Below are 20,669 nucleotides of genomic sequence, written 5' to 3' on the forward strand. Positions count from 1 at the left end.
GTTGTCGGCCGATTTTCCCATGATACGGAAGTCGTGCCCCTGGAGCGATTCCCCAGTCGGCTTTGTCTGTCGTGATCTAGGCTTCTTGGGAACGAGAGTCGAAACGTTCCCCCTGGGCGAGAGTTTTGGGCTCTCGCGGGTGGGTTCCCAGTGAGTCGGGTGATCCACCAAGCGGTTCCCGGAGGTCAGTGAGCGAGGAAGTCTCGCCTCCTGAGTTCTCAAGCGACCGGATGCGGCAATGCCCCTAATCTTCCTTCTGACCGTGGCGTCCTTTGCGGGCGGGATTCGCGAATCAACCGGGCCTTCGAAGCCGCCGATCGGTTCCACCGTCGCCGACTTCGCGTTGGACCGCGAACCGGGGGAGGTTCGCCCCCTGGGCGATGAGTCGAACCGCCGACTCGTCTGCGTGGTCTTCCTTCGTGCGGGGTGTCCGGTCGCGGAACTCTATGCGACCCCGCTGGCCGGCCTGGCTGACCGATTCCAGCCGCGCGGGGTCCGGTTCATTGGCGTGTCGGTTGACGAGGAGGATGGTCCGGCCGAACTCGCCCGCTACGCGACGGAGCATGGCATCAAATTTCCACTTTTGAGCGACCGAGGTGAACTGGTCGCCCAGCTTGGTGCTACGCGAACGCCTGAGGTCGTCGTGCTCGACGATCAGCGTCGGATCCGCTACCGCGGGCGAATCGATGACCGGTACGCAGTCGGCTCGAGGCGGGACGAAGCGCGGAGCCACGACTTGATCGCGGCCCTTGACGACCTCCTGGAGGGACGCGAGGTCGGCCGGCCCGAGACCGAGGCGGTTGGCTGCCCGATTCCGCGCCCCACCGCGGGGTTGAAGCCCGCGGGGACGGAGGTGACTTATTGCCGAGACGTCGCGCCGATCCTGGAACGGCGCTGTGTATCCTGCCACCGCTCGGGCCAGATCGGCCCGTTTTCGCTCACGACCTATCGCGGGGCGGCCCGCCGTGCCGGGGCGATCACCGAAGCGGTCGAGTCGGGCCGAATGCCCCCCTGGCACGCCGACCCGCGTTACGGCAAGTTCGCCAACGATGGTCGCCTCACGGATCACGAGAAGAGAATGCTTCTGGACTGGGCCCAAGGCGGTTGCCCCGAGGGGGATTCCGCCGACCTTCCGAAGCCGGTCGCCTACCCGGCCGGTTGGCGGATCCCCGAACCCGACCTCGTGGTTTCGATGCCTGCGCCGTTCACCGTCCCCGCGCAGGGGGTGGTCGAATATCAAACGTTCGAGGTTGACCCGGGGTTCCGCGAGGATCGGTGGATCCGAGCCGCGGAGATCCGGCCGGGTAATCGCAAGGTTGTGCATCACTGCAACGTTTTCCTGAAGGCACCGGGAAGCCATGACTTCGCGGATAGTTTGGGGGAGTTGGGATCGTATTGTCTGACCACGACCACGCCCGGGGCGCCGCCATCGGTCTTCCCGGCGGGGATGGCCAAGCGGATCCCCGCGGGCTGGCGGATTGTGTTCGTCGTCCATTACTCACCGATCGGGACCGTCCAGGTGGACCGGACGAGTCTCGGACTTCGGTTCGCCGACCCGGCCACGGTGAAACAGGAAGTCGCTACCAACCTGATGTTCGACCTGGAGCTTCGGATCCCTCCTCATGCGGCGAATCATCGGGTCGAGCATACGCGCCGCTTCGAGCGCGACGTCGTCCTGCTCGCGATGTTCCCCCACATGCATTTTCGAGGGAAATCTTTCCGCTATCAGGCAATCTTTCCCGATGGACGCGTGGAAACCTTGCTCGACGTTCCCCGCTACGATTTTCAGTGGCAGAACAGTTACGAGCTGGCGGAACCGAAGCGATTGCCGGCCGGAACCACGCTTCGGTGCATCGCGCACTACGATAACTCGAAGGACAATCCGGCTAACCCAGATCCGAATGCCACCGTGCTCGCGGGTCCGCAGAGCTGGGAAGAAATGTTTAACGGTTTTTACGACATCGCGCTCGCCGACCAAGACCTGACCCGACCCCTGACGCGAGTCGAGGTCCTCTCAGTGGCCGCAAAACGATATTCCTGGCCGTTGGTCTCACTGCTTGCCTGTGCGGCCTGGTCGCTCCACTTGTGGACGAAGCGAAACCGGGCGACGGCCGTGCCTCGCGTCGATTCGGATTTGTCGATCGATGGATTTCACCCTTCAACGGCTCTTTAAAGGTTTCAGTCGATGCCCGTCGTGACCGTACCCAGCAAGTCCCTGGCCCGTCGCGGACTCACCGTCTGCATCTGGGTCGTCGGGTTCGGCCTCGCTGCCCTGCCGGTGTTTCTCGGCCTCTTGAATCACGATGTCGCCTGGCTCCTCTGCGCGGCCGATTCCGTGTTGGGGGGGCGAAGGCTCTATGTCGAAGTCTTGGAGATTAACCCTCCGCTCATTGTCTGGCTCACGTTTGCACCCGTCTTGCTCGCTCGCGGTCTGGAGATTTCGGAAATCCTCTCGTTCCGTATCCTCATGCTCGGCGTGCTGGCAGGATCGCTTTTCTTGTCAGGCAGAACGTTGGCTCGAGCCAATCTCGTCAGCCTATCCATGCGTCGGTATGTTCTTGGGATTGCGATGGTCGCCTTTCTCCCGCTGGCGGGGTACGACTTTGGACAGCGTGAACACCTCATGCTCATCTTGTGCTTTCCTTTCCTCCTGTTGGGCTCGGCTCGGGTGAAGGACCGTCCCATGGGTGTTGGGATGCCGTGCTTGGTGGGTCTCATTGCCGGAGTCGGCCTCGCGCTCAAGCCTCACTTTCTCTTGCTCTGGATCGCGATCGAAGTGACTCTGGCGTGGGCGTGGCGGGGATGGCGGATCTGGTTCCGACCTGAGGCGATCGCAGTGATGGTGGTCGGGCTCGTCTATGGGATCGCGATTCTGGTGTTCACCCCGGAATACCCGGGCTGGCTCCGGTGGATCGCGCCCGTGTATGCCGCATGCAGCCAGGCTTCGGTCTCGACTCTGATGAGCGCGCCGGCGACGCGCTTGTCGATGGTCGCCTCATTGGCGTTTCTGGCCATCCGTCCGCGGGGGGAACTCCGCGCGTACTGCCAACTACTCCTGATTGCAAATCTGAGCCTGCTGGGAATCGCGTTCCTTCAAAACAAGGGGTACAGCTATCATTTCTACCCAGCCTTCGCCACGGCGATGATGCTCATCGGGCTCCTCGCGGTGGGAGCGCGAGGTGTCGAAGACCGGCTCCAGCGGGGCTCGATCCTCATGACCCGGTGCGTTCTGGTCGCCATCGTCTGCGGCGCGGCGTACGCGCGGATTGGCGACTCGCTGATCTGGAGAGGATGTCCGGGCGAGTCGGATACGACCCTGGGGCAGATGATCCGGCTCGTGAGAGACAACGCGCGCTCCGGCAGCCTCTATACGTTCTCACCTGCGGTCGCGGCCTCATTCCCGTTGGTGAATTACGGCGAGGTGAGCTGGAAGGCGGGCCATGCCTGTCTCTTGTTCTTGCCTAAGCTCTATCCCGAGGGACTGCTCGCTACGCAAGCTGAAGCGATGGGGATGACGGGGGAGATGGGGCGAACTGAGCGGTCTCTCTTTGAGATCGTGGTGAACGATCTCTTGAGGGATCGGCCCACGCTTCTCCTCGTTGATGCGACCGAGCAGATGCCAGCGTTCAACGGACGGCGATTTGACTATCTGGCATATTATTCTCTTGACCCGCGGTTCGCCGATTTTTTGCGGGAATATGAAAGAATCTCTGACGTCGATACGTTTCGCGTCTACCGGCGAAAAATCCAGACCGTCACGACGACGCACGCCTGGGAAAAGATACCGGTCCGGTAGTCACGGTCGATCTTGGCCGACGGGTGCTCCAGGATTCCCACGATTCGTGGCGATCCATCTGGCCGTTGGTCGGGCGGGTGACGTGTACTGGCGACGTCTCAAGTCGAGACCGTCACCGACCGTCGGTGTTCGAAATTCGACGACCGGCTATAATCCTTGTAGTAGGGCTGGGGCGCCGGCGAGTGGCCGGAGATCACGATCCCTTGCGCGATGATCCTGACGGCTGAAGGCGATGTTTGCGACACCGAAAGAACGACTGAGATGGGATCTGGCCACCGAGTCGATCGTGGTCAAGATCCGCTGGTTCGGGATCGTGATGGGGTACGTTCTGGTTCAGACCCGGACGGGGCTCCACAACCCGTCGGCGGTCCGCGCTTTCCTGGCGCTGGGGGCCGGCTATGCCGCGCTCGATCTGGCGTTTTACAGGATGGGGGAAGTCTTCCTCAAGCGCTGGCCGCTGTTCGTGTCGCTCATGGAGTCGATTTTTATCGCCTTGCTTTGCTACCACGATACGGGGTTGACCAGCCCGTTCCGCTGGTATTACCTCCTTTCCTTGATCTGTTGCGCCATCAGGTATCAACCGAGGACGGCCTGGCTGACCCTGGGCATTCACTGCCTGAGCCTCCTGACCTTGGCCTTGGAACTGGGAATCAAGCCCGGGGAAACGTCGGACTGGCCCCTCACGCTGGCGATCATGGCCTGGTCCACCTGGGCGACCTCGTCGCTCGCTTCGCTCTTGAAACGGACCGGAGCACGCCTCGAGAATCTCAATGCCGAGTTGGAAAGCCATCGCCTCGATCTCGAACGCCGGGTCGCCGACCGAACCGCCGCGCTGCGGGCCTCCCAGGCCCGGGAGATCCAGCATGAGAAGATGGCGGCCTTCGGCCTCCTGGCCGCGGGCATCGCCCATGAGGTCGGCAACCCGTTGGCCGCACTCAGCTCACTGGTCCAGATCCTCCAGAGACGAGGCCCCGACCCCTACACGGCGGAGAAGCTCGATCTCGCGGCGCAGCAGCTTGGGCGGATCCAGCGGACGATTCGAGAGCTCGTCGACTTCTCCAGGCCCGCGTCCACCGCGATGGTCCGGGTGCGGCCGGCCGACGTGGTGGAGGAGGCGCTCGGGATCGCCAAGTACTATCAACGCACCAAGCAACGGGCGATCTCCACGGATTTCGCCATCGATCTCTTTCCGGTTCGCGCGGTTCGCGACCACCTGACCCAGGTAGTGCTCAATCTGGTCTTAAATGCTATCGACGCCACCGACACGGGGGGACGGATCCACCTCGCGGCGAAAGCCGATGACGGGTGGGTAATGTTGGCCGTCGAGGACGAGGGTCGAGGCATCCCCGAATCCGACTGTAGCCGCCTCTTCCAGCCGTTCTTCACCACCAAGCCGCACGGCACCGGTTTGGGCCTGTTCGTCTGCCGGCAAATCCTCGAGGAGATGGGGGGCTCATTGTCCTACGAATCTGAAGTGGACCGGGGCTCAAAATTCACCGTCCGACTCCGAGCCGAGCATCCTGAACCCGTCCTCGTTGCCGCCGACTCTGAAAGGAGTGCGGCCCCTTGATTCGCATTCAAGAGAAACGTGATCCCTCCGCAAGCCGACCCAACGACGGTCGCGGCCGGATCCTGATCGTCGATGATGAAGAGGTGCTGGCCTCGACTCTGGAAGAATTCCTCACGAGTGAGGGATTTGAGGTTGGCGTCGCCAATGATGCGCCCTCGGCGCTCGCCATGGCCGAACGTCTCGAGCCCGACCTGGCGCTCTGTGACGTGCAGTTGCCGGGCCTCGACGGACTTGCACTCCTCGACCGGCTTCTCAAGGTCCGCCCCGACACGCTCGTGATGATGATCACGGCGTTCGCGACGGTCGAAAACGCCGTCGGCGCGTTCCAGCGGGGGGCCCACGACTATTTGATCAAGCCGGTCATCTTCGAGGAGCTCCTTGTTAAGATTGATCGATTGATGGGCTATCGCCGACTCCTCATCGAGAACCAGGCACTGCGCCGGCAACTGCACGCGCCGACCGACCTGGAAACCCTGGTCGGGCAGGGTCAGGCGATGAAATCGGTCAAGACGCTGATCCGCAAGGTCGGGCCCACTCGGAGCAACGTCTTGATCACCGGCGAGTCGGGCACCGGCAAGGAGTTATGTGCACATGCCCTGCACACGCTCGGCCCCGACCCCGATTCCGCGTTCCTCGCGGTCAATTGTGCCGCGATTCCCCACGACTTGCTGGAAAACCAGCTCTTCGGCCATGTCCGCGGGGCGTTCACCGGCGCCGATCGCGACCATGCGGGCCTCTTCGTCGCCGCCGGCCACGGGACGGTTTTCCTCGACGAGATCGGCGAGCTCCCCTTGGCCACCCAGGCGAAATTGCTGCGGGCGATCGAGAACAAGGAAGTGCTCCCGATCGGCGCGACCCGAACGGTTCGGGTCGAGGCAAGAGTGGTGGCGGCCACCAATAAGGTGCTCGCGACCGAGGTCACGGAGAACCGATTCCGCGCGGATCTCTATTACCGGCTCAACGTGGTGAGCATCACGATGCCCCCACTCCGCGATCGTCGTGAAGACATCCCCGAACTCATCGCCGTGCTGCTGGCGCGTCATGCGAAACGAATGGGGCGACCCGTCGACGGGGTGGACAACAACACCATTCGCGGCCTGATGAACGCCCCCTGGAAGGGGAACGTTCGCGAGCTCGATAACGCGTTGGAGCGCGCGGTCATCCTCAGCGAAGGGCCGATTCTCTCGCCCGAGGACTTCGCACCCGGCCTGATCGAAGACCTCGGAGAGACGACGACCGAGGGCGATGACCTCCGTGCCGCGCTTCGGGATTACGAACGCCAGCACATTCAACGCGTCCTGGAGAAATGCGAGGATGACAAGCGCGAGGCGGCCCGCCGGCTTGGTCTCGGCCTCTCTTCGCTCTACCGCAAGCTCGAGGATATCGGAGTTCGCCCCGCCTGAAACCAGGAGCCCGCTCCGCGCGCCGGGTCGGAACCGCCGACGCGGTCGCGGGCGATCGTGTAGGACCGGATATCCATGCGTTGCGCTCGATGCGATCGACTCGCCATCCCCCAGGCTGTCGGGCACTTGCCGAACGGCCTGGTCGTGTTCGGCTGGTGCCTCGACTGCCTCGAAGAGACCGGCTGCTCCGAGATCGAGGCCGTCGGGCGACGCACCACTCGGCGGGGGAACTCGTGCGTCTTGACCCTCGAGCCGCCGCCGCCCCCCCTGATGATCGCTCCCACTGATCGCAGGAGGCTGTTACTTGGGGTCGCCACACTCCTGGGTTCCTGGTCGATCGTCTTGATCGCGGTGGGCATCTGGACCATCCGCCAACCCGCACCTCCTAATCCCAGTCCACTCGGCAACGGCCGGCCGACACTCTTCCTCGTCGGGGGAATGGCCACGGCGGTGACAGCGCTGCTGCTTCTCTGCCTCTCGCAGGGGCGAGAGCTGGTGCGATCCCGACTGGCCTGCTGGTGGGTACAGTCGGGAGCGTTCCTGCTCGCCTTGGCAATCTTGGTTGCAGGGATCGTCTATCACGACCCGCGTCGCGATCCGTTCGTGGTGGTCGCGGCGGCCCTCGCCATTGGACTTTCCATCGCCGCGCACTGGCAGGAACGTCGACTACCAGCCGTCAAGTCCCGTGCTGACGTGATTTCGCAAGATTGGGTCCAACGTCACTGAGTAGCTCTCGTCATGACGGTAGACTCGATCCCGGTTTGCATCGCATCGAGGCTCAGGTCATGCGGGGCCCTCCAGAGGTTTTCAAGAGAAGCCTTGTTTGTATCCTGGCTTATCCGTTGGGTCTTCCGAGTGATTCAGTAACATGGGCGTGCGATCGCGACTCATGATGAATTACGCAGGATTCTTGCCTTACCCTCTTTAAGTTTCTGGCCGCCGGCTCCCTGTGATTCTGTCTTTGGGGCCTCTTGGGTATCAAGTTCGATGCGGTCGTGATCGCTGTCCTGCTTGGCTACGGATGTCTTACATGAACTGAATCAAGAGGTCAGTTGATGGTTTTGGCTTCGGCCGGCATCGGAACAGACGAGATGGGCACGGGTTTGGTCTTGGGTATCGTCGGGAGCAGCCTCGGAGTGATGGGAGGCGTCATCGGCACCTACTTCAGCATCAGGAACACGAAACGACCCAGGGAACGTTCCTTGATGATCCGGCTGGCGGCTATGTGCTGGGTCTGGTTTGCGGGAATGCTTGTCTGGATGTTTCTGATACCACGCCCGTGGAATCAGGCGGCGATGCTCTTCAACTTGCCTATCCTGTTCTCGATCCCCCGGATGAATCGCAGGCTGGCCCTCGCCCGTGCCGAAGACGAGGCCACGTGAAGGTCGGTATCGCTTTGCTGAGCACTTCTGGGATTCGGAGGCTCCCTGCGACTCAAGATCCCGCTACTTCCGTTACAGATTGACGTCCAATGGCGGACTCTGCCACCCTTTCGACTCTCGATCCGGGGTTTGATGGTGGCCGTTGGCATTCTGGGCTGGTTCATTTGGCTCGTTTCGCACCACGTTCGCGTTGTCCACCTCAACAATTTCCACGCCGAGATGGCATATCGTCCAGCTGCCATGCAGAACGGCATTGTCAATAAGACGTGGCATGAGGCGATGTATCAAATGTATCACGCCGAGATTTTCAGATCGGAAGGCTGGCTGGCCTTATCGATTTACCCCGCCCTGAGCTTGATCGCCATCGCCATCGTTGGTCGGTTGCTGAACAGGTTGCGTGGAAGCGCTTCGATTCTCGAAACGAATCAATGAGTGACCGGCATCGGCCAGGCACCTGAGGCGGTTTCCACGCCGGGTCGATTCAGCAAACTTGGCTCCAACATCAGTTAGAGCCTGCGCGAGAATGTGTTTTCCTGTTTGTAGGCCCACCAGGCCTGATTGAGCCACGAGAGGGGGAATAGCTCACGCCGGGGGAGGGAACCTTGTGGTACAGTCGAGGCGTCGCGGGCGGTTGGCCACCGCCATTAGGCGGGATTCAGAGGCGACTCCATGTTACGACCAATCCGATTCAACCAGCGAGCCGACATGCTGTTTGAACCGATGAATTCGGGCGAGGTTGGAAAACGGTTAGCGGTCCGACTTGGCTGCTGCTCGATCCCCTACCTGATCCTCGGCTGGACTTTCGCTGTCTTCGTCGATGATCGCCTCATGCGGGGCTTCTGGTACTGGTATCTTGTCGTCCTCGTTCCAGGGGCCGGGCTGATGCTCGACTTGTGGCGACTGAGACGCACGAGGATGCTGCAACCCAAGAGCTCGTCCATCTGACCTTGTACCAGAGCGAGAGGTTGAGCGAGTGTGGTGCCGAGAACGGAGGACTCAAGTGATTCGCATCTCGATACTCGGCGTGATGCTTCTGGTTGTCGTCTGCGCTCTGATCCTTGGACTCTTTGTACGACTCCAGGAGGAGGCGTTTTTCTACATCACCGGACCGCTGCTGGGCGCGACGCTCGCGGCACTGGCCTGTCGGCAGGATCGGTCCGCTCTGATCACGGGCGGCGGCGTCGGTGGGATCTGTCAGGGGATCCTCACTGTTCTGATCTTGAAGCGGGGCTACATCTTCCCCGACATCGCCATGATCACCGGGACACTTTTTCTGGCGAACTTGGCGGTCCATCTGCTCTTGGGACTCGCCTTCGGGACACTCTTCTACCTCTCACTTCGTTGGGCTCACCCACGGACGGTAACGGGCTTGAACGAGTCTTGATGGTCTGATGATTTTCAATCACCGAGACGCCTGATTGAGCCGCGCGTTGTTGAGCTTTCAGTCCGGGGGGGAATCCAGGTGGGCCGTGCCCACCCTACAGGAAGTTCGGGAATATGTAGGTTCGTCCACCTCGGGCTCGTGTCGGGGTGGACGTTCCGAGCGATGGATCAGACCTGCGCCATTCCGCCGTCGACGAACAGTTCAATGCCCGTGACATAGCTGCTGTCGTCGGATGCCAGGAACAGGGCGACTTTCGCGATCTCATCCGAGGTGCCCATGCGCTCGAGCGGGACCTGCGCGGCGAAGCTCGACTTGATCTGCTGGAGTTCTTCCTCGGTCGAGGCGATTCCCTTCAGGATCGGTGTATCGATCGGGCCGGGGCTAAGGGTGTTGACGCGGATCTTGCGCTCCTTCAGGTCGACCGTCCAGCTCCGGGCAAACGAGCGCACGGCCGCCTTGCTGGCGCTGTAGACGCTCATGGCCGGCATTCCCTTGATCGACGCGATGGAGGCGTTCAGGATGATCGACCCGCCGTCGACGAACAACGGTAGCGCCTTCTGGACCGAGAAAAGCAAGCCCCTGACGTTGATGTCGAACACCTTGTCGAATTGCTCTTCGGTGATCGACCCGAGCGGGGTGAGTTCGCCTATTCCGGCGTTGGCGAACAGGATGTCAACGCGCCCCTTCTGTTCCTTCACCGTGGCGTACAGCCGGTCGAGGTCGGCCAGGTTGGAGACGTCGCCCTGCACGCCGGTGACATTTTTCCCGATCAGCGCGACGGCCTTGTCGAGCTCGGCTTGACGGCGGCCTGTGATGAACACATACGCCCCTTCGGCGACGAACCGCTGCGCCGTGGCCAAGCCCATGCCGCTGTTACCGCCGGTGATGACCGCAACCTTGTTGTCAAGCTTCCCCATCGCACCACCCCCATTCGGTTGAAAGGCCGGAACGGGGGGTATGATAGGCGTGGCTTTCGACGGGGCAAGTACGCACCTTTTCGTAAGTACCCGGTCAGCCGAGGAACCAGTCGAGCCACTGGCAGGATCGCTCCTGGGCCACGGCCGGGAAGGCGTGCCCATGGCGGTGGTTGAAGAGGCCGACGGCGTCGGCCGCGCCGGTGAGCGACCAGACCGGGGTGACGGCGTCGATGTAGGGCCAACTCGCGTCACCGTCGGCGGAGTCGCCGCCGATCAGGAGGAAGGCCCGAGGGGCGATGAGGGCAAGAACCTCGGCGTTATCGAGGGGAAAACCCGGGCGGCGGATCGCCTCGCCGAGATACCACGGGGCCTCCCAGTTGGAGTAGGTCAGGCCGATCCCGCCCTCGCTGGAGACGGTCGCCTTGATCCTGGGATCGAAAGCGGCGAGATAGAAGGCCTCCTTCGCACCCAGTGAGTGGCCGATGGCGCCGATCCGCTTGGGGTCGACGTCGTCCTGGCCCGCGAGGATGTCGACCGCTCGGATCGCGTCGAAGAGCATCTTTCCCATGCCGGTCACGTTGGGATGACGCTGATGCAGCCAATCGACGGCCTGGAGCAGCTTATTGCCGCGGCTGTACTGCCAGAGGAAACAGCGCGGGGAGAAGGTCACGTAGCCGCGTCGGGCGAGATGCAGGCCGATGAACTTGTCGGCGGTGCCTTCGAGGCCCGCGGGCTGGCGAATCGTGTACTCCACCGTCGAATGGAGGACCACGGCGCCGGGTCGGCCTTGGCCGAGGGCTTCGGGCCGTAACAGGTATCCTTCAATCGGTAGGCCGGGTTCGGCTTCGTAGCGAACCAACTGACGGACGACCCCCTCCGACTTATCCTCTTCGAGTACGGTCAAGCTGGGGCGGGCTCGGGGCGCGGCGATCGTGCCCAGGAAGGTTTTCCAGCGGTCGGCCAGTTCTGAGCGACGCTGTTCCCAGGCTTCGATCGTCCGGATCGGTTGGTGTAGTGCGTCGAACAAGAGCGGAGCCGGTTGCGCGGCCGTTTTGGGGATCAGGGCCGGGGGCTGTTGGACCTCGGCGAGCCAGCCGGGGCGAGAGGGGGCGAGCATGGGTCGAGCCTCTTCGGCGTTAGGCGGACGGAGAACCGGGCTCTTCGAAGAGAACAATGCTGGCCGTGTACCCGTGGACGAAGTTCTGGCCACCGACCGGTCCGAGTTCGCCCATCGCGAAGAAGCCGGCGGTCGGGATCGCGTTGAAGACGTTTTGCAGCACGGTCACATCGTGGTGAGGCTCGCTGAAAAGGCGAGTGCCCCGTCCGTTGCAGGTGAAGAGCAAGGCGCCTCGGACGTTGGCATCGGGATGCAAGTCGCGATCCTTTTCGAGGAGCGCGCGAAGATCCTCGTCGGCCGTCTCCTCGTCGCGGACGTGGAACTGGACGGTCTGCCCGACCTTCGCGCGGTCCGAGATGGCAATCCCGCCGACCTCGTCGGCGCCGAGGACGTTGTGAACCAAGAAGTCGCCGCGCTGGAACGACTCCTGGTACTCGTTGATCACGCGGCCGACGTGAAGTCCGTGCTGGACGCGATGCTGGTCGCCCGGCGGGAGGGTCGCGAACAGCTCGCCCAGGACCTCGAGTGCCGGGCGTCGGCCGAGCTCCCGGATCAGGTTCTGCTCGGCCTTGGTGACGATGTAGGGTCGGCCGATCGGACGGCAGCCCTGGCTGACGATGGTTCGAAGGACGAGTGCCCCCTCCAGGCTGATCGCGACGGCTCCGTCCTGAAAAGTCTCACCGTCGAGGATCAAGCGATTCTGGCCCGGAGCGTTGGCTCCGCTCGCCATTCCCCCGACCACCCGGAGCCCGGGGAGTTCGCCGTTTGCCCGGAGCAAGAACTGATCCGCGGGAAACGAGAAAGGGTCGCCCAGAAGCAGCAGAGACGAACCGCCGGCGGTCGGCATGCCGGAAAACTCGCCGTCCACAAACGTCAGACGGAACGGCTTCAGGTCCACGTCCGGAAGCCGGGCCGACCAGAGGCCCAGCGCAGCGGCGCCTTCGATCTCCTGGCCGTCGGCGACGATCGACTCCCCGGTGCAGCCGAGCACATGACGCCCCAGTTGGTGGGCTCGGATCGCTTCGGTCAGCTTCGCCATGCCGGCAGCATGGTGGGGCGAGGCGAAAACAAGGGCCAGGTCGCCAGGTTCGCCCCCCATCAACGCGGCCGCGCGCTCCACGACTTCCTGGATCGCCGCCTCGGTGTTCGTCAAAGTCGAAAGGGCCGAGACGCATTTCATGAGAAGGTTCCTTCGATTCCTCGGGGCGGAGGATCGCAGCCAGGGTTGATGCCGCGACGATTGTAGCGTCAGAGTTTCTCGGCACGATAGGTTTTGTCGACGATCGGTGCCCGTTCGACGCGTGCTCGGCTGAGATTCAGGACCAAGTTGTACTTAACGTGCGCCGACCCGTCCGATATAATCTCCCAGAAGAGATCACCCTAATGCCCCCGCTCCGCGCACCATTTGCCCATCATCAATTGGTTCTCGGAACGAGAGGAGCACTCGGTGCGGGGGATCGAAATCCGGCGCCGCGTTCTTTTCTCGCACGCTCCGACATGGGCTTAGGGTGAGACGTTTCATGAGCGGTCATGACCCTCGCTCTCCCCTCCGCTCGCTCCCCTGGGGCTTCCTGGGGATGGTCGCATTGGTGCTCGTCTTTGAGTCGTTCGCGGCCAAGCATGAGAAGGACCTGTTCCTGAAGATCGACGCCTGGACCTGGAACCAGACCGGCCGTCGCGCCGAGCGGCCGGGCCCGTCGCCTCGAGTCGTCTGTCTCGGGGATAGCCTGGTGCAGGTTGGCGTGGCCTCGCCGGTTGTCGAAAAGCTCACGGGGCTATCGACTTGCAACCTGGCGATCAGCGGCGGTCAGGCGGCGTCGACCTACTACCTGCTCCGCCGGGTGCTCGATACAGGGGGGCGGCCCGACGCTCTCGTGCTCGACTTCTTCCCACGGCATTTGCAGTCGTCGCCGTTGGCTGGCCTCGACCCTTGGACGTCGCTCGCCCGGTTTGACGAGCTCATCGATCTGGCCTGGGCGGGCTGGGACGCCGAGTTCCTGGGCCGAGTCGCCATCGCCAAAATCGTTCCGACCGTTCGGTCTCGACCGGAAGTTCGCAGCCACGTCTTGGCCGCGTTGAACGGCGAGGACCGAGGTGACCACCACCATGTTCCCCCGAGCCTGAGACGCAACCTCGAGATCAATCGGGGGGGCTCCTCTGTCCCTCGACCCCGAGCTCGGTGCTCGAGAAGGACCTGGAGACTTGGTCAAAGACTTACTTTCCAGGCGACTGGGCCTGCCATCCGGTGAATGACGGATACATCCGGCGGATCCTGACACTGGCCGCAGCGCGTAAGATCCGGGTATTCTGGTTATTGCCGCCGATCCAACCCGCGCTTCAGCAGCGTTGCGAGCAGAGCGGATTCGACGCGCGGCACCAGAAATTTGTCCGAGGCTTCCAGGCGGAATTCTCGAACGTGACCGTGCTCGACGGTCGCCACGCCAATTATGATCCCCAGGTATTCTTCGACCCTCACCACCTGGCTCGAGACGGCGCGGCCGTCTTGAGTTACGACGTCGCGATGATGCTCCGTCGTGCGATCAACGCCGACCATGCGCTCTCGCGTTGGGTTAATTTGCCCGCTTACGGAAATCGCCGGATTGACGGACCGCTCGAGGATGTCGAACAATCGAGAGTGGCCGCGAGGCTCGAGAGAGCGCAGCGGATCCATTGACCGGACGGGTTCGTCCCGCCGGCCCTCCTAGTTTTTTTCTTTTCTTGAGCGCGTTGACAACCTCGGCCCCTTGTTCGCGACAGACTCTCTTACTTTTGGATCCTTGTCTATGGTCCTCGACCCCAAATTTATTCGCAATTTTTCGATCGTGGCGCACATCGATCACGGCAAGAGCACGCTGGCCGACCAGCTCTTGCTCCAGTCGGGGGCGATCACTCAGCGCGAGTTTCGCGAGCAGCTCCTGGACGATATGGACCTGGAGCGGGAACGCGGGATCACGATCAAGGCACGCGCGGTCGCGATCAATTACGACCTGAACGGTCAAACGTATGAGTTGAACCTGATCGATACCCCCGGCCACGTCGACTTCCACTACGAAGTTTCACGCAGCCTGGCGGCCTGCGAGGGGGCGATCCTCCTGGTCGACGCTACCCAAGGGGTGCAGGCCCAGACGGTCGCCAACGCTTACCTGGCGATCGCCGGCGACCTGGCGATCGTCCCCGTGCTGAATAAGATCGACATGCAGGCGGCCCGGCCCGATGAGATCCGCGAGGAGATCATGGCCACCCTCGGGATCGACCCCGACGACGTGCTGGCCATCAGCGCCAAGACGGGGCTGGGCGTGCCGGATGTCTTCCGCGCCATCATCGATCGCGTCCCCGCGCCTTCGGGAAATCCGGCGGCCCCGCTGCGGGCCTTGATCTTCGACTCGAAGTTCGATGACTACCAGGGGGTGATCATCTACGTCCGGGTCGTCGACGGCATTCTCCGCGTCGGCCAGAAGGTTCGCCTGATGGCGGGGGGGACCGAGCACGAGGTCATCGGCCTCGGTCGCTTCCGCCCTCACTCGGTGGCGTGCGACGAGCTTGGGGTCGGGCAGGTCGGCTATGTCCACGCCAATATCAAGAAGCTCGCTGACGTGAACATCGGCGATACTCTCACCGAGTCGCCGCGCGGGGCGGAGGTTGCCCTACCAGGGTATCAGGAACCGGTCCCGGTCGTTTTCTGCGGGCTCTTCCCGGCGACGCACAACCAATTCGAGGACCTCAGGACCGCGCTCCAGAAGCTCGCGCTCAATGACTCGAGCTTCTCGTTCGAGCCGGAAACGTCCGACGCCCTCGGGTTTGGGTTCCGTTGCGGCTTCCTGGGCATGCTCCACATGGAGATCGTCCAGCAGCGGCTGGAACGCGAGAGCGACCTCGCTCTGGTTCAGACCGCTCCGAACGTGACCTACGAAATCCTCAACAAACGAGGGGAGACGATGCTCGTCTCCAATCCGACCCGGATTCCCGACGCGGGGGACATTGAGGAATTCCGCGAGCCGGTCGCCAAGGTCAGCTTCATTCTCCCGTCCGATTCCATCGGCGCCATCATGCAGCTCTGCGAGGACCGCCGCGGCACGTACTTGAAAACCGAGTACATGACGCCGACGCGTGCGATCCTGAGCTATGAGCTGCCCCTGGCCGAAATGATCTATGACCTCTACGATAAACTGAAGAGCGCGACCCGCGGCTACGGCACCATGGACTACGAGTTGATCGGCTACCGCGCCAGCGACCTTTGCCGGCTCGATATCCTGGTGGCCGGGTCCAAGGTCGATGCACTCTCGATCGTGGTCCACCGTGCTCATGCGGATCGTCGCGGCCGCAAGCTGGTTCGCAAGCTCCGCGCGGAGATCGACCGCCACCAGTTCGAGGTCGCCATCCAGGCCGCCATTGGCACCCGCGTCGTGGCCCGAGAAACGATCTCAGCGCTCCGCAAGAACGTGACGGCCAAGTGCTACGGCGGCGATATTTCCCGAAAAAGGAAGCTGCTGGAAAAGCAAAAAGAAGGCAAGAAGCGTATGAAACAGATCGGGAACGTCGAGATCTCGCAGGAAGCCTTCCTCTCGGTCCTCGACGACGGCGACGAGTAAGCCGAGCCGGGGGGAGACACAGTCGATCGCCCCGACGGCATTCGGCGTGGCCTCGGTTCCACGGTCCCTTGTCTTCCCCCAGACGATCGTCCGACTGACTCAACGCAGCGACGCCCATGAGCCCACTCATTGCAGACCCAGTTGAGACACCCGTGGCACCCCTCCGCTCCGGGTTCGTGCGCCAGACCATCGAGTTCCTGATCGCACTCAGCCTCGGCATTCTTGTGTTACGGACCTTCACCGCCGAGGCCTACGTAGTTCCGACCGGGTCGATGGCTCCCACCCTCCTCGGCAATCACGAAGAGGTGGCCTGCCCGAATTGCGCGATGCGATTCGCGTTGGGTCTCGACGAGGAGGGGAGGGCGGGCCAACCGGTCTGCCCCAATTGCGGCGAAGACAAACTCGACGGAGTGCCGGTCGTCCCTTGCAGCGGCGATCGGTTGCTCGTTCAAAAGGGACTCTATGACTTCAAGCGTCCGAGGCGCTGGGAAGTCGCGGTGTTCCACTTCCCCGCCGATCCGACCCAGGCCTACGTCAAGCGGGTCGTCGGCTTGCCCGGTGAGTCGGTCCAAATCTTGCGGGGCGACGTTTACATCAACGGCAAGATCGCTCGGAAATCGCTCCAGGAGCAGCGTGCGATCCGGATCTTGGTGTATGACTCGCAGTTCGTTGCTCAAGATGCCAATCGCGTTCCCCGCTTCCTGTTCCATCGCGGCCGACCGCGAAGCGGCTTGACCAGCACGTGGCGGACCGAAGGGCCACTCCTCATCCACGATGCCGACGAGCTGACCGAGGACGCGATCGATTGGGCGGAGTACCGCCACCGTGACCCCGACCGTGGGCAGTACACCCCAATCTATGATTTCAACCCGTATAACGGTGGCGAACTGCGCGGGGAGAACCGGGTGTCCGACCTGATGGTCGAGGCCCGGTTGCTCGTCGGTCCCGACGCCCCGACGGTGGACGTCCGGCTCGACTCCGGGGCGGATCGGTTCGTGATCACCCTCCCGTTCCACGAGGCAACCCTCCCACGCGTCCGCCGCAACAACCGGGCCGTTCCGGTCAGCAACGCGGTGTCGATTCCGTTCCAGCCAGGCGAAGCGCCGCGGTCGAGCGTGCTCGAAGCCTCGATCATGGACCACCGGCTCTCGGTCTCACTGAACGGCGTCCCGCTGTTCGACCCGGTGGACTACGACGACCCGGCGGCCGGGTACGGATCGGAAGTGAGCCCGATCGGGGTCGGGGTGCGCCGTGGTTCTTTGACGATCGAACGCCTGAAGGTTTTCCGCGACGTCTTCTACACGAGCGCACTGGCCAACACGCCCCGGCGTCCGTTCGGGGTCGATGAGCCGTACCAGCTCGGCCCGGATTCGTTTTTCGTGCTCGGCGATAACAGTTCGGTCTCGAACGACTCGCGGTTCTGGTCCACAAGTCCGGTCGTCCCGGGCGACCTGTTCCTGGGCAAGCCGTTTCTGGTCCATCTGCCGGGCCAGGTGGTTCCCCTTAAGGTTTTCGGACGGTCGGTGTACTGGGTTCCCGATCCTCGCGAAATTCGTTACATTCGATAGCAACAATCAGCGCCTGGCCGAACCAAGCGGGGACATTCGACGATGAACCGGAGCTATGCGACTCACCCCGACGTGGTGAGTCCCGACGCGAAGCCCAAGGCAGCGAAGAAGGAAGGCCACCGCGAGACGGTCGAGGCCATCGTCGTCGCCATGATCCTTGCGCTTCTGGTCCGTGGGTTCGAGGCCGAGGCCTTCGTCATTCCCACCGGCTCGATGGCGCCGACCTTGATGGGGCGTCATAAAGAAGTGACCTGTCCCCAATGCAAGTTCGTCTACTCGGTCAACGCCTCTGGGGAAGATGGCGGCGGCGCCCAGCCCCTCGGCATCGGTGGGTTCCGGTTCCGCGGCAACGCCGAGGGACGGCTGGGTTCACGGGTCGTGGGGGGGACATGTGTCAACTGCCGATTCCATGCCGACCTGAGCAATGAGCCAACCTTCAACGGCGATCGCATCCTCGTCATGAAATTCGGCTACGACATGCCCTTTCTGCCCGGAGCCTCCGTGCCCGAGCGGTGGGACGTTGTCGTCTTCCGCTATCCCGAGGAACCCGAGGTCAGCTACATCAAGCGACTCGTCGGTCTCCCGGGTGAGAACCTGCGGATCAGGCATGGCAATATCTACATCAAGCCGCCTTCGAGTGGCGCGGACTACGAGATCGCACGCAAGCCGCTGAAGCATCAGCGGGCGATGGCGATGATGGTTTACGACGATCGACATCGCGCGGCGGCGATGTGGAATAAGCCGGAATGGTTGCGTTGGTCGTCAACCACCTCCACCACCTGGAAGGAAGGGGTGGTCGGGTCGTACTCGATTGCCACGAACCCCGGTGAGGTGGCGGAACTTCGCTACCGCAACCTCGTGCCCGACCCGGAGCAGTGGGACGCGATCCTGAACGAGCAGGAATTGCCTCGGAAGCCGCGCCCCACGCTGATTACCGACTTCTATTCCTACAACACGAATCAATCGACGAACTCCCGTAGTGACGACAGTGGCGCGCTCTCGCACCCGGACTGGGTCGGCGACCTGAGCCTTTCCACCCGCCTTGAGGTCAAGGAAGCCAAGGGGATCGTCCAGTTCGAGCTGGTCGAGGGCGGGGTCAGGAATCAGGCCGAGATCAACCTGGCGGACGGAACGGCAAGCCTGTCACGCGATGGGAAACCGCTGAGCTCGGAACGCGCGGCCGTGTCGGTCGGCGTTGGCTCGCACGACGTTTACTTCGCCAACTTCGATAACCGCCTGTCCCTGGTCGTCGATGGCAAAGCCATCTTTGGCGATGGCCTGGCCTATGACGAAGACCTGGCAACCGCCGTGCTACCAACGGACGCCGACCTGGCGCCCTCAGCCGTCCGCGCTGAAGGGGCTTCGATTGGCGTGAGCGACCTTGTCTTGAAACGCGATATCTACTATACCCTCACCCCTGGGCATCCCGATTACGATAGTTTCTGGGACGACGAGCATATTCCGAGGACGACGGTGGAGTTGTTTGACAACTTGGCCAATCCCGCGCGATTCGCCTTCTTGGCCAACTTACCGCCCAAAGAGTATTCGATCGGCGAGAATCGCTTTTTGATGCTCGGGGACAACAGCCCGATGAGTCGGGATAGCCGAGGATGGAACAACGAGGACCGCCGAGACCTCAGTAAACCGATCGACGAGCGGAACGCTGGCTGGGACACGTCGGATCGGGCGAGTTGGGAAGTCCCTAGGAACTTGCTGACGGGGAAAGCCTTCTTTGTCTACTGGCCACACGGAAAGCCGTTCGGGCCGGACATTCGCCTGAGTCCCGATTTTCGCGTGCCGTTCCGGCCCTATCTTGAACGGATGAAGTGGATTCGTTGACCGCCGGACGCGGTCCATCGGCCCGCATGGGTCTTCACGGAGGATCGGCCCATGGCCTTGCTGGAAGTCCGCGGTTTAGAGAAATGGTACGGGCGTCGCCAGGTCGTCAACGGTGTGACCTTCGACGTCTCGCAAGGTGAGGTGGTCGGCCTGCTCGGTCCCAACGGAGCCGGCAAGACCACCAGCTTCCGGATGACCATCGGCCTGATCAACGCCGATGGCGGTAAGGTCACCTTCGACGGTCGGGATGTCACGAGCATGCCGATGTACCAGCGGGCTCGGCTCGGCATGGGCTACCTCGCCCAGGATTCGAGCGTCTTCAAGCAGCTCTCGGTTGAAGACAACCTGATGGCCATCCTCCAGACGCTCCCCAAGCTGAGCCGCCGGCAGCGGGTCGACCGCCAGAATGAGCTGCTCGACCAGTTCGGCCTCGTCCACATTCGCAGAACCAAGGCGAATCGCGTCTCGGGCGGCGAACGACGTCGTTTGGAAATCGCGCGCTCGTTGATTACCGACCCGAAGCTGATCATGCTCGACGAACCATTCGCGGGCATCGATCCCAAGACGGTCAACGAGATCCAGGACTCGATCCGCGAACTCGCCGTCCGGTTCAACCTTGGCATCCTCCTGACCGACCACAACTTTCGGGAGACCATTGAGGTCACCGATCGGAGCTACTTGATTCGCGAAGGTCAGGTCTTCGCCTATGGATCGCCACGCGAGGTGCTCCTCAACCCCGACGTCCGCCGTTACTACCTCGGCGAACGGTTCGACGCCGGCCACCTGCTCGATCAAATCCAGCGCCGGAGTCTTCAGCACGACCACCCCGAGCACCCCAGCCAAGACCCCAACGAGGTCGTTATCGATCATATTGATGTCGATACCCGTCTCGCACCCCGCGAGGACGGCCTGAACGGCCCCGTCATCCCGCCGCCCCGATAATTCGTGGTGGCGGAGTGAACAGGGATCGGTGAGTTCCCGACCCCCAACTCCAACAAGACGCGATGCAGCCGAAAGGGGACAAGGGAGTCGACTCCCCGTCCCGTTCGCGCCGGCGAACCGACGCGTCGGAGCCTGGTTCTTGAATCGGGTTGGGGTCGCGTC

General features: G+C 62.6%; 18 protein-coding genes. 15 read left to right on the forward strand and 3 right to left on the reverse strand.

Annotation, left to right across the window (positions count from 1 at the left end):
* Positions 1-238 precede the first annotated feature (238 nt).
* The 9 genes from BUS42_RS40955 (at position 239) to BUS42_RS40995 (ending at position 9,535) form a co-directional block, all read left to right on the forward strand.
* The gene (locus tag BUS42_RS40955; RefSeq protein ID WP_074317758.1) at positions 239-2,173 is read left to right on the forward strand and encodes a redoxin domain-containing protein; all 1,935 of its coding nucleotides are present in this window, start codon (positions 239-241) and stop codon (positions 2,171-2,173) included.
* A 12-nt stretch (positions 2,174-2,185) separates the two neighbouring features.
* A complete protein-coding gene (locus BUS42_RS40960; RefSeq protein WP_143206708.1) occupies positions 2,186-3,796 on the forward strand; it encodes a hypothetical protein in 1,611 nt (536 codons plus the stop codon).
* A 232-nt stretch (positions 3,797-4,028) separates the two neighbouring features.
* A complete protein-coding gene (locus BUS42_RS40965) occupies positions 4,029-5,366 on the forward strand; it encodes a sensor histidine kinase (protein ID WP_074317763.1) in 1,338 nt (445 codons plus the stop codon).
* Positions 5,363-6,769, forward strand: coding sequence for a sigma-54-dependent transcriptional regulator (locus tag BUS42_RS40970; protein WP_074317766.1), 1,407 nt, complete (start codon positions 5,363-5,365; stop codon positions 6,767-6,769). The genes BUS42_RS40965 and BUS42_RS40970 overlap by 4 nt, the downstream gene beginning before the upstream one ends.
* Before the next feature lie 75 nt (positions 6,770-6,844).
* On the forward strand, positions 6,845-7,495 hold the full coding sequence (locus BUS42_RS40975; protein ID WP_074317769.1) for a hypothetical protein: 651 nt from the start codon (positions 6,845-6,847) through the stop codon (positions 7,493-7,495).
* 365 nt (positions 7,496-7,860) lie between these two features.
* Positions 7,861-8,151: a hypothetical protein gene (locus BUS42_RS40980; protein WP_143206709.1), complete on the forward strand. Its 291-nt coding sequence runs from the start codon at positions 7,861-7,863 to the stop codon at positions 8,149-8,151.
* Between the two features lie 132 nt (positions 8,152-8,283).
* Positions 8,284-8,583, forward strand: a complete 300-nt coding sequence (locus BUS42_RS40985) for a hypothetical protein (RefSeq protein ID WP_074317776.1) — start codon at positions 8,284-8,286, stop codon at positions 8,581-8,583.
* A gap of 237 nt (positions 8,584-8,820) precedes the next feature.
* The gene (locus tag BUS42_RS40990) at positions 8,821-9,096 is read left to right on the forward strand and encodes a hypothetical protein (protein WP_143206710.1); all 276 of its coding nucleotides are present in this window, start codon (positions 8,821-8,823) and stop codon (positions 9,094-9,096) included.
* Positions 9,097-9,151: 55 nt separating this feature from the next.
* Entirely contained in the window at positions 9,152-9,535 is a 384-nt protein-coding gene (locus BUS42_RS40995; RefSeq protein ID WP_074317780.1) for a hypothetical protein, read from the forward strand.
* A gap of 167 nt (positions 9,536-9,702) precedes the next feature.
* Here BUS42_RS40995 and BUS42_RS41000 read toward each other — a convergent pair whose 3' ends face one another.
* From BUS42_RS41000 to BUS42_RS41010, 3 genes are all read right to left on the reverse strand, one after another.
* Positions 9,703-10,452 carry an SDR family NAD(P)-dependent oxidoreductase gene (locus tag BUS42_RS41000; protein WP_074317782.1) on the reverse strand — a complete coding sequence of 250 codons (750 nt, stop codon included), beginning with the start codon at positions 10,450-10,452 and terminating at the stop codon, positions 9,703-9,705.
* A gap of 94 nt (positions 10,453-10,546) precedes the next feature.
* Positions 10,547-11,569 carry a dienelactone hydrolase family protein gene (locus tag BUS42_RS41005; RefSeq protein WP_074317784.1) on the reverse strand — a complete coding sequence of 341 codons (1,023 nt, stop codon included), beginning with the start codon at positions 11,567-11,569 and terminating at the stop codon, positions 10,547-10,549.
* A gap of 19 nt (positions 11,570-11,588) precedes the next feature.
* Entirely contained in the window at positions 11,589-12,749 is a 1,161-nt protein-coding gene (locus tag BUS42_RS41010) for an FIST signal transduction protein (protein ID WP_074317786.1), read from the reverse strand.
* Positions 12,750-13,089: 340 nt separating this feature from the next.
* Between BUS42_RS41010 and BUS42_RS45900 the strand changes: the two genes are divergently transcribed.
* The 6 genes from BUS42_RS45900 (at position 13,090) to lptB (ending at position 20,507) form a co-directional block, all read left to right on the forward strand.
* On the forward strand, positions 13,090-13,818 hold the full coding sequence (locus BUS42_RS45900) for a hypothetical protein (RefSeq protein ID WP_254054130.1): 729 nt from the start codon (positions 13,090-13,092) through the stop codon (positions 13,816-13,818).
* On the forward strand, positions 13,815-14,243 hold the full coding sequence (locus tag BUS42_RS45905) for a hypothetical protein (RefSeq protein WP_254054131.1): 429 nt from the start codon (positions 13,815-13,817) through the stop codon (positions 14,241-14,243). Before BUS42_RS45900 ends, BUS42_RS45905 begins: the two co-directional genes overlap by 4 nt.
* Positions 14,244-14,352: 109 nt before the next feature.
* Complete coding sequence (gene lepA / locus BUS42_RS41020) at positions 14,353-16,158, forward strand: translation elongation factor 4 (RefSeq protein ID WP_074317788.1); 1,806 nt, start codon at positions 14,353-14,355, stop codon at positions 16,156-16,158.
* A gap of 152 nt (positions 16,159-16,310) precedes the next feature.
* Complete coding sequence (lepB, locus tag BUS42_RS41025) at positions 16,311-17,726, forward strand: signal peptidase I (protein WP_254054132.1); 1,416 nt, start codon at positions 16,311-16,313, stop codon at positions 17,724-17,726.
* Between the two features lie 42 nt (positions 17,727-17,768).
* Complete coding sequence (lepB, locus tag BUS42_RS41030; RefSeq protein ID WP_074317792.1) at positions 17,769-19,565, forward strand: signal peptidase I; 1,797 nt, start codon at positions 17,769-17,771, stop codon at positions 19,563-19,565.
* A 51-nt stretch (positions 19,566-19,616) separates the two neighbouring features.
* Positions 19,617-20,507, forward strand: coding sequence for an LPS export ABC transporter ATP-binding protein (gene lptB, locus BUS42_RS41035; RefSeq protein WP_074317794.1), 891 nt, complete (start codon positions 19,617-19,619; stop codon positions 20,505-20,507).
* Positions 20,508-20,669 lie beyond the last annotated feature (162 nt).

The organism is Singulisphaera sp. GP187 (genome assembly GCF_900129635.1).
GTDB lineage: Bacteria > Planctomycetota > Planctomycetia > Isosphaerales > Isosphaeraceae > Singulisphaera.